The following is a 14,330-nucleotide window of genomic DNA, read 5'->3' on the forward strand; positions in this document are numbered from 1 at the left end:
GGCCGCGAGCAGCGCACACTGCGCCGCTCACCACCGTCCCGCCGCAATGGCGGACCGAGAGGGAGAACAGCCCATGACGCAGTACCTGTCCGCCGAGCAGATCCTCGGCGCCGACGACCTCAAGTACGAGGACGTCGAGGTTCCCGAGTGGGGCGGCACCGTCCGTGTGCGGGAGCTGCCGGGCACCGAGCGGGACAAGTTCGAGGCCCAGTTCGTCGGCAAGGACGGCGCCTCGATCCGAGCCGAGGGCCTGGAAGGGTTCCGGTCCCGGCTCGCCGCCGCGGCGATCGTCGACGCCGACGGCCGGGTGCTGTTCCGGTCGGCGGCCGAGACGAAGCGGCTGGGCGAGAAGTCCGCGTCCGCGCTCACGCGCGTGTGCGACGTCGCGGTCCGCCTGTCGCGGATGAGCGAGGACGACATCAAGGAACTGACGGGAAACTGAGGGCGCGGCCAGAGCGGCAGTTCTACTTCCGCCTGGCCGCGCACCTCGGCGCCCGCTCCGTTCGCCACATGCTCGCCGACATGGGCTCGGCCGAGCTCGCCGAGTGGCGGGCGTATGAGCAGATCGCGGGCCCCCTGGGCGGGGCGCGCGGGGACGTGAACGCGGCGATGATCTCGGCCGCGATCGTCGCGGTGAACCGCGGCAAGGGCCAACGCGCCCCGAAGCTCGCCGACTTCATGCCGCGCTGGGACCGCACGAAGGTACGCAAGTCGCCCGAGGAACTCTTCAAGGCGGCCATGCTCGCCAACTCCGCTCTGCAGGGGCGGGTGGTCGCCAACAACTGAACAGCCGAGGGGGTGATGGCCGGTGACCACGCTCGCCTCCATGACGGTGCGGCTGGGCATCGACACCGACCAGCTGCGCGAGGGCGCCGAGAAGGCGAAGACCGTCCTCACCGGCCTCGGCAAGGGCGTCGCGGGCCTTGGTGTCGGCCTGCCGGTGGTGGCCGCGGTCACCGCCGGCGTCGGCGCGATGGCCGCCTCGTTCGTCTCCGCCGGTGTCGCGGCGAAGGCGCTGCAGCTGGCGGTCGGCCCGCAGATGCAGGCCATCGCCGACGTCGCCACCCTCGCCGAGGAGGCCGAGAAGGCCGCCGCCGAGGGCGCCGCCGATGCGGCCGAGAAGCAGAAGGCCTACAACGACGCCCTCGCCCAGCTGCCCCCCGCGACGCGGGCGACGGCGAAGGAGTTCATCGGCCTCAAGAAGGACTACAGCGCCTGGTCGGACTCGCTGTCCTCGACGACGATGCCCGTCTTCACCAAGGGCATCCAGCTCCTGCGCCGCCTGCTGCCCGCGCTCACCCCGTTCGCGAAGGCGGGCGCGCAGGCCTTCGGCGAGTTCGTCGACGAGATCGACCGCGCCACCTCCGGCAAGGGACTGCAGGCCTTCGCCGACTCCATGGCCAAGGTCGCAGGGAAGAACCTCAAGAGCTTCCTGTTCGGCCTGAAGAACATCGCCGTCGGCATCGGCGGCATCATCAAGGCCTTCCTGCCGCTGTCGACCACCATGTCCGGCGGGTTCGAGGAGTCCACGGCCGCGTTCGCCCGCTGGGGACAGAGCCTGTCCGGCTCCGAAGGGTTCGCGGAGTTCATCGCGCTCGCCCGCGAGGGCGCCACCACCCTCGGCCAGGTCACCACCGCGGTGCTCAACCTCGTCGTCGCCCTCGGCCCCCTGATCGGGGTGACCACCCAGGTCGCCCTGGTCCTCGCACGGATCATCAATGCCCTGCCGCCGGACGTGCTCTCCGCGCTGGCCACCGCCGCCGTCTCGGTCGCCATCGGGATGAAGCTGTGGGCGGCAGGCGCGAAGGTGGTCGCCGTCGCGAACACCGTGATGGCGTCCTCGACGTACCGGGCGATCGCCGGATGGACGCGGATGATGGCCGTCGGTATCGGCGCCTACGTGCGGATCGCGGCGGCCGCCGTCGCCTCCGCCGCCCGCACCGCTGCCGCGTGGGCCGGGGCCGCGCTGCGCTCCATGGCCACCTTCGCCGCCTCGCTCGCCCGCACCGCCGCGATGGCGGTCCGCACGTTCGTGATGATGGCCGTCCGCGCGGTCATCTGGGCCGCGACCATGGCCGCCTCGTGGATCATGGCGATGGGCCCGGTCGGCTGGATCATCGCCGCTGTGATCGCCCTGGCCGCGCTGATCTACCTGTACTGGGACGAGATCAAGGCGTTCACCGTCGCCGCCTGGAACGCCATCTGGACGTGGATCAAGGGCTTCGCACAGAAGGTCTGGGATCTCTTCCTGAACTGGACGATCATCGGGCTCGTCATCAAGCACTGGTCGACGATCCAGTCCAAGACGGTGGCCATCTGGAACGCGATCGTCGCCTGGGTGAAGAAGATCCCCGGCTGGATCTTCAACGCGTTCCTCAACTGGACCGCGCTCGGCCTGCTGATCAAGCACTGGAACTCGATGAAGTCGGCCACGATCAGCCGGGCGACCGCGCTGATCGCGTGGGTAAAGGGCATCCCCGGCCGGGTGAAGTCGGCCCTGGGCAACCTGGGAGGCGTCCTCGTCGGCGCCGGCCGGGCGCTCATCCGCGGCTTCATCAACGGCATCAAGAACATGCTCGGCTCCGTCCGCAACGCCGCCTCCAGCGTGGTCAGCGCGGCACGTGAGTACTTCCCCTTCAGCCCCGCCAAGGAGGGGCCCTTCGCGGGCAAGGGCTACACCCTGTACTCCGGCCGCGCCCTCGCCGACGCCTTCGGACAGGGCATCCTCGACGGCACCCCAGGTATCCAGTCCGCCCTCGACGGCATGGGCGACGTCCCCGGCCTGCGCCTGGCCAACCGCGTCGGCCGCACCGGCGGTCCGGCTGCCGCCGCTTCCACCGTGCTCGTCGAGGTCGCAGGCCCGGAGGCGGTCAAGCGGCTGATCCGCGCGATCGTCGTCAAGGACGGAGGGGGCAGCGTCCAGAAGGCCTTCGGCCAGCCCACCAGCAGCGCGTAAGCACCGATCAGGGAGGAGGCCTTCGTGGCGTTCCCCAGCACCCCCCTCGACATCCGCACCGAGCTGCAGCTTGACGGGGTGTGGACCGACGTCAGCGGCGACGTGTACGTGCGGGACGTCAAGGCGATCGACCACGGGCGCCGCGACATGGGCGCCCGCACCGACCCCGGCAACCTGACGCTCACGCTGAACAACAGGGACGGGAAGTACTCCACCCGCAACCCGGAATCGCCGCTGTGGGGGCTGCTCGGCCCGAACACCGGCGTCCGCGTCTCCGTGCCCGGCACGACCCGCTACCTGGAACTGACCGGCGCGGACGACTCCTACGCCTCCACCCCCGACCACGCCGCCCTCGACATCACCGGCGACCTCGACCTGCGCTGGGAGGGCGAGGCCAACTGGTACGGGCCCGGGGCGCAGATGCTCATCGGCAAGTGGGGCGCCTCCGGGCAGCGGTCGTACCACATGCGTCTCCAGGACGGCTCGCTCTACCTCAGCGGCATCACCAACCTCGGCCAGTCCTACTTCGTCTCCCGGCCACTTCCTGCGCTGCCGGAGCGGGCAGCGCTGCGCGTCACCCTCGACGCCGACAACGGGGCCGGCGGCTGGGCCGTCGCCCACTACTGGGCGCCCACGATCGCCGGGCCGTGGACGCAGATCAACAGCACTTTCACCGCGGCTGGCACGATCACCACCCACGTCAGCACCGAGCCGCTGCTCATCGCGCCCGCGCAGCCGACCGCCACCGTCCCGCGCCGGGTCGTCGAGGGCAAGGTCTACAAGGCCGAGGTCCGCTCCGGCATCGGCGGAACCGTGGTCGCGGCCCCGGACTTCACCGCGCAGGCCGTCGGCTCGACCGGCTTCACCGACTCCGCCGGCCGCGTCTGGTCCTACAACGGCACCGCCCGCATCTCCGACCGGGCGTACCGGTTCCACGGCGAGATCTCCACCTGGCCCAAGGAGTGGGTGCCCGGCGGCGCGGACGTGTGGTGCTCGGTGGAGGCGGCCGGTGTGCTGCGCCGCTACGACCAGGGCACCAAGGCCCTCAACTCCACGCTTCGGCGGCGTATCCCGTCTGCGAGCCCGATCGCGTACTGGCACTTCGAGGAGGACCGCGAGGCCTCCCGCGCCTACTCGCCGATCACCGGCGTCCAGGCCGCCGCCGTGACCGGCGTGGAGTGGGCCGCCGTCGACACCCTGCCCTCCTCCAAGGCGCTGCCGAAACTGACCGCGGCCGCCACCCTGTCGGCGATCGTCCCCGACGCGCCGGATGGGCAGTGGCAGGTCGAGCTGGTCTACAACGCCGACGACAAGGCCCCACCCGCCGCAGGCCCGCGCGCGGAGTTCCTGTCCGTCTCCACCACCGGCACCGTGCGGCGCTGGCTGATCAGGATGCGCCAGGACAGCATCGCTGTCACCGGCTACGACGCCTCCGGCACCGACATCATCAACACGGCCGTCACCGCCACCGAGGACATCTTCCACGGCTGGTTCCGGCTGCGCCTGTACGCCCAGGATCTGGGCGGCGGCCAGATGGAATGGGTGATCGGCTGGACCAACGTCAACGGCGGCATCCTGCAGCTGCCCAAGACCATCACCGGCTCGCCCGGCCATGTCACCGCCGTCACCGCGAACTGGGGCGCGCTGACGGAGGGCTGGTCGTTCGGGCACCTGGCGGTTATGCCGACCGCCGCGAACACCATCTACGACGGCTCCGACACGGCTTTCGCCGGTGAGACCGCCTGGCAGCGGCTGCTGCGCCTGGCCACCGAGGAGGGCCTGCCGATGGCCCGCATCCCCGGCCGGCTCACCCCCGAACGGGTCGGGCCACAGCGCCCCGACGAGCTGCTGGAGCTGTTCCACGAGGCGGCCGAGGCCGACGGCGGCATCCTCATCGAAGACCGCGACCGGCTCGGCCTGGTCCTGCGCGAGCGCTCCAGCATGTACACCCAGGAACCGCGGCTCGTCCTGGACTGCAACATGCCCGGCCTCGACGACGAGGACCTCCGCCCCGCGGAGGAAGCCGACTTCGTCCGCAACGACATCACCGTCAAACGCTCCGGCGGGTCGGAGGGCCGCGCCGTCCAGACCACGGGCAAGTTCGCCGTCGACCGGATCGGCTCCTACGACACGGCACCCGAGCTGTCACTGTTCGCCGACACCCAGACCGAGCCGATCGCCTACTGGCTGCTGCACCTGCTCACCTACGACGGCGCCCGCTACCCCTCGGTCACCGTCATGCTCCACAAGCCCGGCGCCCAGGCCCTCATCGAGGACGTCCTCGCCCTGCGCGAGGGCGACCTCATCCGCATCACCAACTTGCCCTCCTACGTCGAGTACGGGCACCTGGACCTGATCGTGCAGGGCTGGCACGAGGAACTCGACCTGCACCGCTGGGAGATCACCTTCAACTGCTCGCCCGCCGGGCCGTGGCGGCTGGCCACCACCAACGTCATCCACGAAGGGTTCGAGGACGGCGTCTACGACGTCACGATCACGAACGGCGGCAACCTGCCGTGGACACGCACGAGCGCGCAGGCCCACACGGGCACGAACTCCCTGCGCTCGGGGGCGATCGGCAACAACCAGACCTCCGACGCCGCGCTGCTGCTGCCCGCCGCGGCCACGTCCCTGTCGTTCTGGTACCGCACCAGCAGCGAGAACAGCGGGCCCGGCTTCGAGGGTGACCGGCTCCTGGTCCTCGTCGACGGCGTCCAGGTCCTCCGCGCACAAGGCACCACCGGCTGGACGAAGTTCACCACCGACGTCACCGGCAAGACCACGGTCATCTTCCGGTACGCCAAGGACAACTCGGCCACGTCCGGCGAGGACGCCGTCTACATCGACGACCTACGCATCGTCGTGGGCAGCCACGCCCCGGCCAAGGCGAACAGCGACGCCAGCGTCCTCGCCGCCGGCGTCGACGCGGACGACGGCACCCTCAGCGTCAACGTCACCGCCGGACCCCGCTGGACCACCGACAGCAGCGAGATGCCGATCGTCGTCGACGTCGGCGGCGAACACATGCTCGTCACCGCGATCAGCGGCACCAGCAACCCGCAGACCTTCACCATCGGCGCCCGCTCCTACAACGGCGTCACCAAGCCCCACGCGTCCGGCACGGCCGTCTCGCTGGCCTATCCGGCGATCGCGTCCCTGTAGAGAGGAGGACCGCGTGGCGACACCCGTCGAGCAATGGTTCGCCGGCATGGACATCACGGCCGGCCGCCTGGAATCCATGAACCAGCGCAGTGACTTCCAGGTCACGAACTTCGGCGCGGACTCTTCCGGCACCGTCGACGCCTCGCCTGGCATCCAGCTCGCCCTCAACGCAGCGAGGGATGTCGGCGGCGCCCAGGTCCTCGTCCCGCCCGGCGTGTACCTCATCGGCGCAACCCTGCGGATCTACAACAACACCCGCTTGACGCTGATGGCCGGGGCCGAGTTCCGCCGAAACGTCGCCGCCACGATGATCATCAACGGGGATGCTTCGCAGACCTTCGGCGGGTACACCGGTCACTCCCGGATCGTCATCGAGGGCGGCCTGTGGAATATGAGGGGGACGACCGCGGGTCTGACCGCGTCGGCGATGTGCATCTCGATCGGGCACGCCACCGACATCGTCATCAGGGACCTGGAGGTCCGGGACCTGCCGGGGTTCCACGCCGTCGAGATGAACAGCACCAGCCACGGGCTGATCGAGAACTGCAAGTTCCGCGGCTACGTCGACCCCGGCGGCCGCGACTTCTCCGAGGCCGTCCAGCTCGACCTGGCGAAGTCGTCGTCGGTGTTCGGCGGGTTCGGGCCCTACGACCACACGGCGACCGAGGACGTGCTGATCATCGGCTGTCATTTCGGGGCCTCCGGCACGGCCGGGACGACCGCGTGGCCGCGCGGTGTGGGCAGCCACTCCGCGACGATCACGAAGTGGCATCGCCGGATCCGGGTCATCGGCAACTCGTTCGAGGGCATCCTTCAGTACGCGGTCAGCGCGTACAACTGGGAGGACGCGACGATCGTCGGGAACACCTTCCTCAGCTGCGGCTCCGGGGTGCGGGTGCGCTCCGTGATCGTGTCCGACCCCGAGGACACGAAGCTCCCCGACGGCACGCCCACCGGGGCATCGCAGAGCCTGCGGAACATCACGATCTCCGGCAACAGCTTCCGGGGTGGCCTGGCCTACGACGAGCCGATCATCTGCCTCGGCGAGGCCACCGGCACCATCCTCAACGTGGCGATCACCGGCAACGTGATCGACGGCTCGACCTCCGCCCAGAACGGCATCCGCCTCCAGGAGTGCAGCCGCATCGCGGTCGGCGACAACAGCATCTCCAATGTGGCCGGCACCGGCATCAGCACGGAGGACTGCAACACGCTGACGATCACCGGAAACAACATCTACGCATGCTCCTCGCACGGCATCACGATCGTCGACAACAGCAACAGCAACATCGTCGGCAACCAGGTCCGGGAGCCCGGCGAGAACGGCATCCTGGTCCAGTCCAGCAGCTTCGTGCACCTGCGCGACAACTTCATCCGCTCGCCCAGCCGGACCACGAACGCCGCCTCATACGGCATCCGGTTGTCGACCACCGCGGACAGCATCAACGTGTCCGGCAACAAGGTCAGGCCGCACGGCTCGGGCAACGAGGCGGCCTACGCGTTCTCCGCGACGAACACCGTCACCACGCTGAGCAGGTACGGCAACGACTGGCGCGGCACCTACGCCACCGGCCAGCTCAACGACCTGTCCATCACGCCGAACACAACAGCCACCGACATCACCTGACCTGGAGGACACCTGTGAGTCTCACCATCCGCGCCGAGGGCCTCGTGGCGGACGTCATCGCCCAGGTGCAGGCGGCCGACAACCACGGCGACCTCACCCAGGCCGAGGCGATGCGCTCCTTCATCCTCGGGGAGTTGGAGGCGTGGCCGAGCGGCCCGGGTGCCCCGAACGGGGTGTTGGTGGAGACGTCCGGCCACCACGACGACCGCAGCCGGAACGTGACGATCATGATCCGCCCTGTGCGGATCGGCACCCCCGAGGACTGATCTGCCGCTGTACCTCACATGCCCCGAGCCCGCCAGGCCGGGGCCTTTCTCATCTCTGGAGGCCCCATGGCCACACCCCTAACCGCGTCCCGGTTCCTCGCCGCCCTGAAGGCAGAAGGCGTGAGGGTCGTCGAGGTCGGCGACTGGGAGGACCACAACCGCAACCACAAGGGCCCCTTCGGGCCCGTGCACGGCGTGATGATCCACCACACCGTCACCTCCGGCAGCGCGCGCACGGTGGCGATCTGCCGCGACGGCTACACCTCGCTGCCTGGCCCGCTGTGCCACGGCGTCATCACCAAGGACGGACGCGTCCACCTCGTCGGCTACGGCCGCACCAACCACGCGGGGAGCGGCGACGACGACGTCCTCCAGGCGGTCATCGGCGAGAAGGCACTGCCCGCACCGAACGAGGCGAACACCGACGGCAACCGGCACTTCTACGGCTTCGAGTGCGAGAACCTCGGCGACGGCCGCGACCCGTGGCCCGCCGAGCAGGTGGAGGCGATCGTGCGGGCGGCGGCCGCCCTGCTGCGGGCGCACGGCTGGGGCAAGGCCGGCGACACCTCCGTCATCGGCCACAAGCAGTGGCAGCCCGGCAAGGTCGACCCGCGCGGGCCCGGCATCACCATGTCGGACGTGCAGACCCGGGTCGCCGAGCGGCTGAAGCACCCCGCCAGCTGGTCGCCCGGCGGAACGACCACGTACACCGTGGCGAAGGGGGACACCCTGTGGTCGATCGCCGCGAGCAAGCTCGGTGACGGCAACCGGTGGCGGGAGATCGCCGACCTCAACTCCCTCAAGAACCCGGACGACATCACGCCCGGTCAGACCCTCAAGCTCCCCAAGAAGTGAGGTAGCACCATGGCATCTCCCTCCGCCCCGATCGAGAAGAAGGTCAAGCTGGCCACCGCGCTCACCTACCTCGCGGGTGTCGCCGGACTCGCGATCGTCGGCGCCGTCACCGACGACCCGTCGCTCATCAGCAGCATGCCCGACGCGCTGGAGCCGTTCGTCCTCGCGATGCTGCCCGCGGCCGCCGCCGCGATCGGCGGATGGGCGGCCCCGCACACCCCGCGCTCGGACGCCTGATGCGCGCGGCGGCCCGGCGGATCGGCAAGCAGCTGGGCCGCCGCGGCGTCTTCCTCCTCATCCTCGGCGTGGGCAAGACCTGCTGGGGCGCAAGCTTCCTCGTCGACCCGCCGCCCGCCACGGGCCTGGAGTTCCTCACCCAGTTCTGCAGCCTCCGCCACTGGGCATGGCTGTGGATCGTGTGCGGCCTGGCCACTGGAGTCTCGGCCTTCCTGCGGGTGGGCCGGGACGGCTTCGGGTTCCTCGCCGCACTCATTCCCCCCACCGTGTGGGCGTTCGCCTACACCGTCGCCGTCTTCAGCGGCGACTACTCCCGCGGCGGTTTCGTCGCCGCCTGGTACGCGACCTCACACATCGGGGTCATCATGTGGGCGGCCACGGTGCCCGAGTACTCGGTTCCCCCAGCGCCGAGGTCTGCCCGGAGAGGCAAGGCCGCATGAACGTGGGCGAGTGGGCGGCGGTCATAGGTGCCGCCGGCAGCATCCTTGGCGGGGGCGGATGGTTCGTGGCGCGCGCCACCCGGGACGCTGCCAGGGCGACCGCTGCGGCGACCGAGGCCGCGGCCCGCGCGAACGCCGCACCGGCGCAGCAGGCCGCGAACCTGGCCGTCCTCGAAGCCACGGTGAAGCGGGTCGACGAGGAGAACGGGCAACTCCGCGGGGCGATGTCCCGGCTCGAGGCGGTGGTGCGGGCGTTCGCCTGGACGACCGACCGGTGGTCGCGGCAGATGCACCGCGCCGGCATCGAGCCCGAGCCCGCCCACCCCCTCGTCGACGAATACAACCGAACCGGAGTCTGACGGCGCCCCCTGCACGGTCCATCACGGGCCGTGCAGGGGGCGCTTCGTCATGCCCGGGGGTACTCAGATCGTGAGTACCCCTGTCAGTCGTCGAGGTCGATGACGAAGTCCACGACGGTGGTGTCGCCGCGGCGCACGATCGGGTGGGCCACCTCGACGATGCGGCCCGTGTCGGCGATGTGCCTGCGGGTGTACCGCAGCACCGGCACACCGGCCCCGACCCGCAGGGTCGCCGCCTCCAGCTCGGTGGGCAAGCCCGTGGTGAACGACTCCGTCACTCGCGTGATCCGGAAGCCGATGCTGGCCATCTGCGCCCTGGTGCCGCCCGGCCACGGCTCGTTGATGGGGTCGGCTACGGGCGTCCCCTCGACGTCGGACCACCGCGCGTAGGACGTGCTCATCTGGGTGGGCTGGTCGTTGTCGTAGAACACGAAGTGGCGTGCGAGGAGAGGTTCGCCCACCTCGCACTCGAAGAGCGCGGCCAGTTCGGCATCGGCCTGGACCTTCTCGAATCGCTTGTCCAGCCGGTACTCGCTCCACCCGATGCCCTGATCCTTCGTGAACGGCGTCGCCCGGACACCGGGCGTCGACCGGTAGCGGTCGGCCGTCATGCGGTGGACTGGCGGCCTGGCCCGCACACGGGTGCCTGCACGGGCCCGGCTTTCGGTAAGCCCTTCGCTGGCGAGCAAGCGCAGCGCGTTCCGGACCGGGGCCTCGGATACGCCGTACTCGGCGCACAGATCAGGGATCGTCGGGATCTGATCTCCCGGCCCGAACTCCCCGCCTGGAGAGATGCGGCGACGCAGGTCGGCGGCGATCCGCAGGTACTCAGGCTGCGCCACCACGGCACCCCCACTTCGAGCGATCACGTCAATCCGGATACACATACTCTCCCGTCCCGCTTGACCATCGCCAATCACCCCGACAATCTGGATACGGATAAGCACTATCCGTATCCGGGAAGCCGGGGATCCGGGGGACAACCATGCCCGAGTCTGGTCACACGTGGCAGAAGCCATTCAAGGGAGTGCCCATCGAAGCACCCCACGTCAGGCTCTGGACCGCTGGCCGCGTCAAGCACCCCGACGCCCAGCTGATCGCGAACGAGCTGTTCGTCTCCGTCCTGAGCTCTGGGGCCGACGTCGTCGAGATGACCCTCTCCACGGCTGGCAACCGCATCCGCGTCACCGCGCGCGGCCCCGACCGCATCCCCCTGCTCTACAGCCACGGCCCCGGCTGGCTGATCGTCTCGGGCGTGGCCCGGCAGAGCGGCATGACCACCGACGAGTGTGGCCTGTGGGCGCAGTTAGGGGACACGCCGTGAACGGACCGCCGCAGCACGAGGACAACGCCGGCGAGAGCCGTGTCCGGACGATCGGCTGGTGCCACTGGCACAACGGACTCAGCGACACCATCCGCCTGGTACGCGCCATCGAGCAGGGCACCGGCTTCGGAGGCGACCTCTTCGCCTGCGCCAGCTGCCGCCAGCGACACGGACTCACACCCATCGGAGACCAGCCGTGACGAACATCGAACCCACCGCCGAGCGGCGAGTACCCCGCAGCATGCGACCGCTGCAACTGCCGGACCGGCTCCCCGGCGAGGACGAATACGAGGTCTTCATAAACCACCTCACCAGCTGCGCGGACTGCGGATACGGACAGACCCACTGCCCGGAGGCCACCAAGCTGCTGCAGGCGTACAAGGCCAAGAAGCGCACGAAGAAGCGCGCTTGAGCCCTTCGGCGCTGGCACACCAAAGCACCGCCGACCCCCGCCCGCCTCTGCACTCCGTGAGCTCATCGGGGGCGGGCGGGACCAGGCCCCGACCGGACGCCGACCCGGCCGGGGCCGCGCCATGTCTTGATCGTCTGCATTCCGGGCGAGCAATGGGCGAGCTAACGATCTTCAGCCCCATGAAAACGAAGCGAGCCCCAGTCCAGATGCGGTCTGAACTGGGGCTCTTGCGTAGGCCCTGTGGGACTCGAACCCACAACCAATGGATTAAAAGTCCACTGCTCTGCCAATTGAGCTAAGGGCCCAGGCGATGTTGCCTACCCGAGCATAGCCGCACGAGGCCGGGAGTCCGATCGGGTATCGGTGACCCGGCCGCGTCGGGGGCCGCAAAAAGGTTCGCCGCAGAACAGAACGGGCGGAAGAACGGCGGAAGCGGAGCGGCATGACGGGGCCGGGCCCACCACGGACGCCCGCACTCGACGCCCTCGCGCCCCCCGTACGCCTCACCGGCTCCCCCACGCGGCCCCCGAACACCGGCTTCCCCAAGGGTTGTCCCGTAGCCCTTCCTTCCCGCACCCAGCACCCGGCAACTCCGCTCCCCGCCCCTACGGGTCCGCGGGCTCCGGTGCCCCCTCCCTCCCCTTCGCCCGCGCCACGTTCCGCTCGTGGTCCGGGTTGAGGAACCAGTGTCTGGCCGAGGCGGTCCACCAGATCGCGGCGAAGCCGAGAACCACCAGGACGGCGATGGGCGCGTAGTTGAAGGTCTCCCAGGTGACGGGGGAGACCTGGGGGAGCATGAACAGGACGGTGATGACGAAGACCCAGGTCACGGAGATGACGCCGATCGTCCGTGACCAGCGGCCCAGATGCCACGGCCCCCGTTCGAACGCGTCGCCCTTGCGGAGCCGCAGGAGCGTCGGGATGACATAGGCGATGTAGAGGCCGATGACCGCGATGGAGGTCACGGCCGCGTACGCCGTCACGTTGATCAGATACGGCAGGCCCAGGACGAGCGCGCCGCCCGCCGCCAGCCACACCGCCGCGACGGGGGTCCGGGTGCGTGGGCTGACCGTGTGCCAGACATGCGAGAACGGCAGCGCGCCGTCGCGTGAGAAGGCGTAGATCATGCGGCTGTTGGCCGTCACGGACGCCATGCCGCAGAAGAGCTGTGCGCCGATGATGACGAGGAGGAGCAGTTTGCCCGCCGTCGCGCCGAGCGCGTCCATGAGGATCTGGGCGGGCGGCACCCCCGTCGCGGACTTCAGGGCGCCGTCGTACGACTGGATGGCGAAGGTGAAGCCGAGCAGCAGCACGAGCCCCGCCACCCAGGACGTCCAGATGGAGCGGACGATGCCCTTGGGACCGGCCGTGGAGGCGTCGTGGGTCTCCTCGGTCATGTGCGCCGAGGCGTCGTAGCCGGTGAAGGTGTACTGCGCCATCAGCAGGCCCAGGAGGACGACGTAGAAGGCGCTGCCCCAGCCCGTGTTGTTGACGAACTCGGTGAACACGAAGGACGCCGAGCGGTGGTCGTCCGGGACGATCGCGAGGGCGCCGACGATCACCACGACACCCAGCACGTGCCACCACACGCTGATGCTGTTCAGCAGGCCGACGATGCGTACGCCGAAGGTGTTCAGCAGACCGTGCAGCAGCAGGATCGCCGCGAACAGCAGGATCGTGCGGCCGGGCGTCACCTCGAAGCCGAACTCCAGGTTCAGATAGGCGGCCAGGAACGACGCCGCGCCGAAGTCGATACCGGCGGTCACCGCGACCTGGCCGAGCACGTTGAACCAGCCCGTGAACCAGGCCCACGCCGCCGCCGTCCGGGGCGGCGCCAGCCGGTGCGACCAGAAGTACAGGCCCGCGGAGGTCGGGTACGCCGAACAGATCTCGGCCATCGCGAGGCCGACGAACAGCGTCATCAGCCCGACCCCGACCCAGCCCCAGGTGATCACCGCAGGGCCGCCGGTGTTCATGCCGAAGAGGTACAGGGTCATGCAGCCGGACAGGACGGAGATGATCGTGAAGGAGACCGCGTAGTTCGAGAAGGCGGACATTCGGCGTGCGAGGACCTGTGTGTAGCCCAGTTGGGCCAGCCGTTCCTCGTCCGACACCGCGACCGGCACCGAGTCCGGAGCCGAAGCCCCGGGCGCCCCACGGGCTATGGCGTCATCTGTCATGCCCCCAGCAATTCCCTCACGGAGGGCGTGACATGCGCCACACCGTGGCCGAAAACCGGCCCGGCGGTCACCGCCTTCGCGCACCGCGTGAAAACGCCGTGGCCCCCACCCGGAAGGTGGGGGCCACGGCGATCACTTGCTCGGCACCGGCCCCTTCGGGCCGCGGCCGGTCACGCTGGGTCAGCCGTTGCGCTTCCAGCGCGGCTTGTCCTCGCGGCGGCCGAAGGAGCCGGAGCCGCGGTGGTCGTCACGGCGGCCCTGCGGACGCTCGTGGCCGCCGGAGCGGAAGCCCGGACGGTCGCCCTGGCGGTCACGGTTGAACGGCCGGTCGCTGCCCCGGTGCCCACTGCGGTCGTCCCGGCGCTCGAAGGAACGGCCACCGCGGTCGAACCCACGGTCCCGGCTGTCGCGGTTGAAGCCGCCGCGGTCGTCCCGGCGCTCGAAGGAACGCCCACCGCGGTCGCGGTCGAAGCCACGCTCGTTGTCCCGGCGGAAGCCGCCCCGGTCGTCCC

The 14,330-nt window shown here is 69.9% G+C and carries 15 protein-coding genes, 1 tRNA gene and 1 pseudogene; 13 read left to right on the top strand and 4 right to left on the bottom strand.

Annotated features, from left to right (window positions below):
- Nucleotides 1-73: 73 nt before the first annotated feature.
- The 10 genes from AC067N_RS14345 (at nt 74) to AC067N_RS14390 (ending at nt 9,902) form a co-directional block, all read left to right on the top strand.
- Nucleotides 74-442, top strand: coding sequence for a hypothetical protein (locus tag AC067N_RS14345; RefSeq protein WP_478679207.1), 369 nt, complete (start codon nt 74-76; stop codon nt 440-442).
- 68 nt (nt 443-510) lie between these two features.
- Nucleotides 511-786, top strand: a complete 276-nt coding sequence (locus tag AC067N_RS14350; RefSeq protein WP_478679208.1) for a phage tail assembly protein T — start codon at nt 511-513, stop codon at nt 784-786.
- Between the two features lie 22 nt (nt 787-808).
- Nucleotides 809-2,956, top strand: a complete 2,148-nt coding sequence (locus tag AC067N_RS14355) for a phage tail family protein (protein WP_478679209.1) — start codon at nt 809-811, stop codon at nt 2,954-2,956.
- Nucleotides 2,957-2,980: 24 nt separating this feature from the next.
- Complete coding sequence (locus tag AC067N_RS14360) at nt 2,981-6,118, top strand: hypothetical protein (RefSeq protein ID WP_478679210.1); 3,138 nt, start codon at nt 2,981-2,983, stop codon at nt 6,116-6,118.
- A gap of 13 nt (nt 6,119-6,131) precedes the next feature.
- Nucleotides 6,132-7,745, top strand: a complete 1,614-nt coding sequence (locus AC067N_RS14365; RefSeq protein ID WP_478679211.1) for a right-handed parallel beta-helix repeat-containing protein — start codon at nt 6,132-6,134, stop codon at nt 7,743-7,745.
- A 14-nt stretch (nt 7,746-7,759) separates the two neighbouring features.
- On the top strand, nt 7,760-8,011 hold the full coding sequence (locus tag AC067N_RS14370) for a hypothetical protein (protein WP_478679212.1): 252 nt from the start codon (nt 7,760-7,762) through the stop codon (nt 8,009-8,011).
- A 66-nt stretch (nt 8,012-8,077) separates the two neighbouring features.
- Nucleotides 8,078-8,866 carry a peptidoglycan recognition protein family protein gene (locus AC067N_RS14375; protein WP_478679213.1) on the top strand — a complete coding sequence of 263 codons (789 nt, stop codon included), beginning with the start codon at nt 8,078-8,080 and terminating at the stop codon, nt 8,864-8,866.
- A 9-nt stretch (nt 8,867-8,875) separates the two neighbouring features.
- Entirely contained in the window at nt 8,876-9,103 is a 228-nt protein-coding gene (locus tag AC067N_RS14380) for a holin (protein ID WP_184905308.1), read from the top strand.
- A complete protein-coding gene (locus tag AC067N_RS14385) occupies nt 9,067-9,543 on the top strand; it encodes a hypothetical protein (RefSeq protein WP_478679214.1) in 477 nt (158 codons plus the stop codon). Before AC067N_RS14380 ends, AC067N_RS14385 begins: the two co-directional genes overlap by 37 nt.
- Nucleotides 9,540-9,902 carry a hypothetical protein gene (locus AC067N_RS14390; protein ID WP_478679215.1) on the top strand — a complete coding sequence of 121 codons (363 nt, stop codon included), beginning with the start codon at nt 9,540-9,542 and terminating at the stop codon, nt 9,900-9,902. The genes AC067N_RS14385 and AC067N_RS14390 overlap by 4 nt, the downstream gene beginning before the upstream one ends.
- Nucleotides 9,903-9,985: 83 nt before the next feature.
- On the opposite strand, the gene AC067N_RS14395 is transcribed toward AC067N_RS14390, so the two are convergent.
- A complete protein-coding gene (locus AC067N_RS14395) occupies nt 9,986-10,921 on the bottom strand; it encodes a GntR family transcriptional regulator (RefSeq protein ID WP_478679216.1) in 936 nt (311 codons plus the stop codon).
- 8 nt (nt 10,922-10,929) lie between these two features.
- Here AC067N_RS14395 and AC067N_RS14400 point away from each other — a divergent pair, with 8 nt between their 5' ends.
- The 3 genes from AC067N_RS14400 to AC067N_RS14410 are packed head-to-tail and all read left to right on the top strand — an operon-like array spanning nt 10,930 to nt 11,638.
- Nucleotides 10,930-11,226: a hypothetical protein gene (locus tag AC067N_RS14400; protein WP_478679217.1), complete on the top strand. Its 297-nt coding sequence runs from the start codon at nt 10,930-10,932 to the stop codon at nt 11,224-11,226.
- A complete protein-coding gene (locus AC067N_RS14405; RefSeq protein ID WP_478679218.1) occupies nt 11,223-11,426 on the top strand; it encodes a hypothetical protein in 204 nt (67 codons plus the stop codon). Before AC067N_RS14400 ends, AC067N_RS14405 begins: the two co-directional genes overlap by 4 nt.
- A complete protein-coding gene (locus tag AC067N_RS14410) occupies nt 11,423-11,638 on the top strand; it encodes a hypothetical protein (RefSeq protein WP_478679219.1) in 216 nt (71 codons plus the stop codon). The genes AC067N_RS14405 and AC067N_RS14410 overlap by 4 nt, the downstream gene beginning before the upstream one ends.
- Before the next feature lie 232 nt (nt 11,639-11,870).
- On the opposite strand, the gene AC067N_RS14415 is transcribed toward AC067N_RS14410, so the two are convergent.
- The 3 genes and pseudogenes from AC067N_RS14415 to AC067N_RS14425 all read right to left on the bottom strand — a co-directional run.
- Nucleotides 11,871-11,943, bottom strand: a tRNA-Lys gene (locus AC067N_RS14415).
- 300 nt (nt 11,944-12,243) lie between these two features.
- Nucleotides 12,244-13,818 carry an amino acid permease gene (locus AC067N_RS14420; RefSeq protein ID WP_478679220.1) on the bottom strand — a complete coding sequence of 525 codons (1,575 nt, stop codon included), beginning with the start codon at nt 13,816-13,818 and terminating at the stop codon, nt 12,244-12,246.
- A gap of 180 nt (nt 13,819-13,998) precedes the next feature.
- Nucleotides 13,999-14,330, bottom strand: a pseudogene (locus AC067N_RS14425) (DEAD/DEAH box helicase); the annotation flags it as partial.

This window comes from Streptomyces sp. NPDC042364, assembly GCF_056437585.1.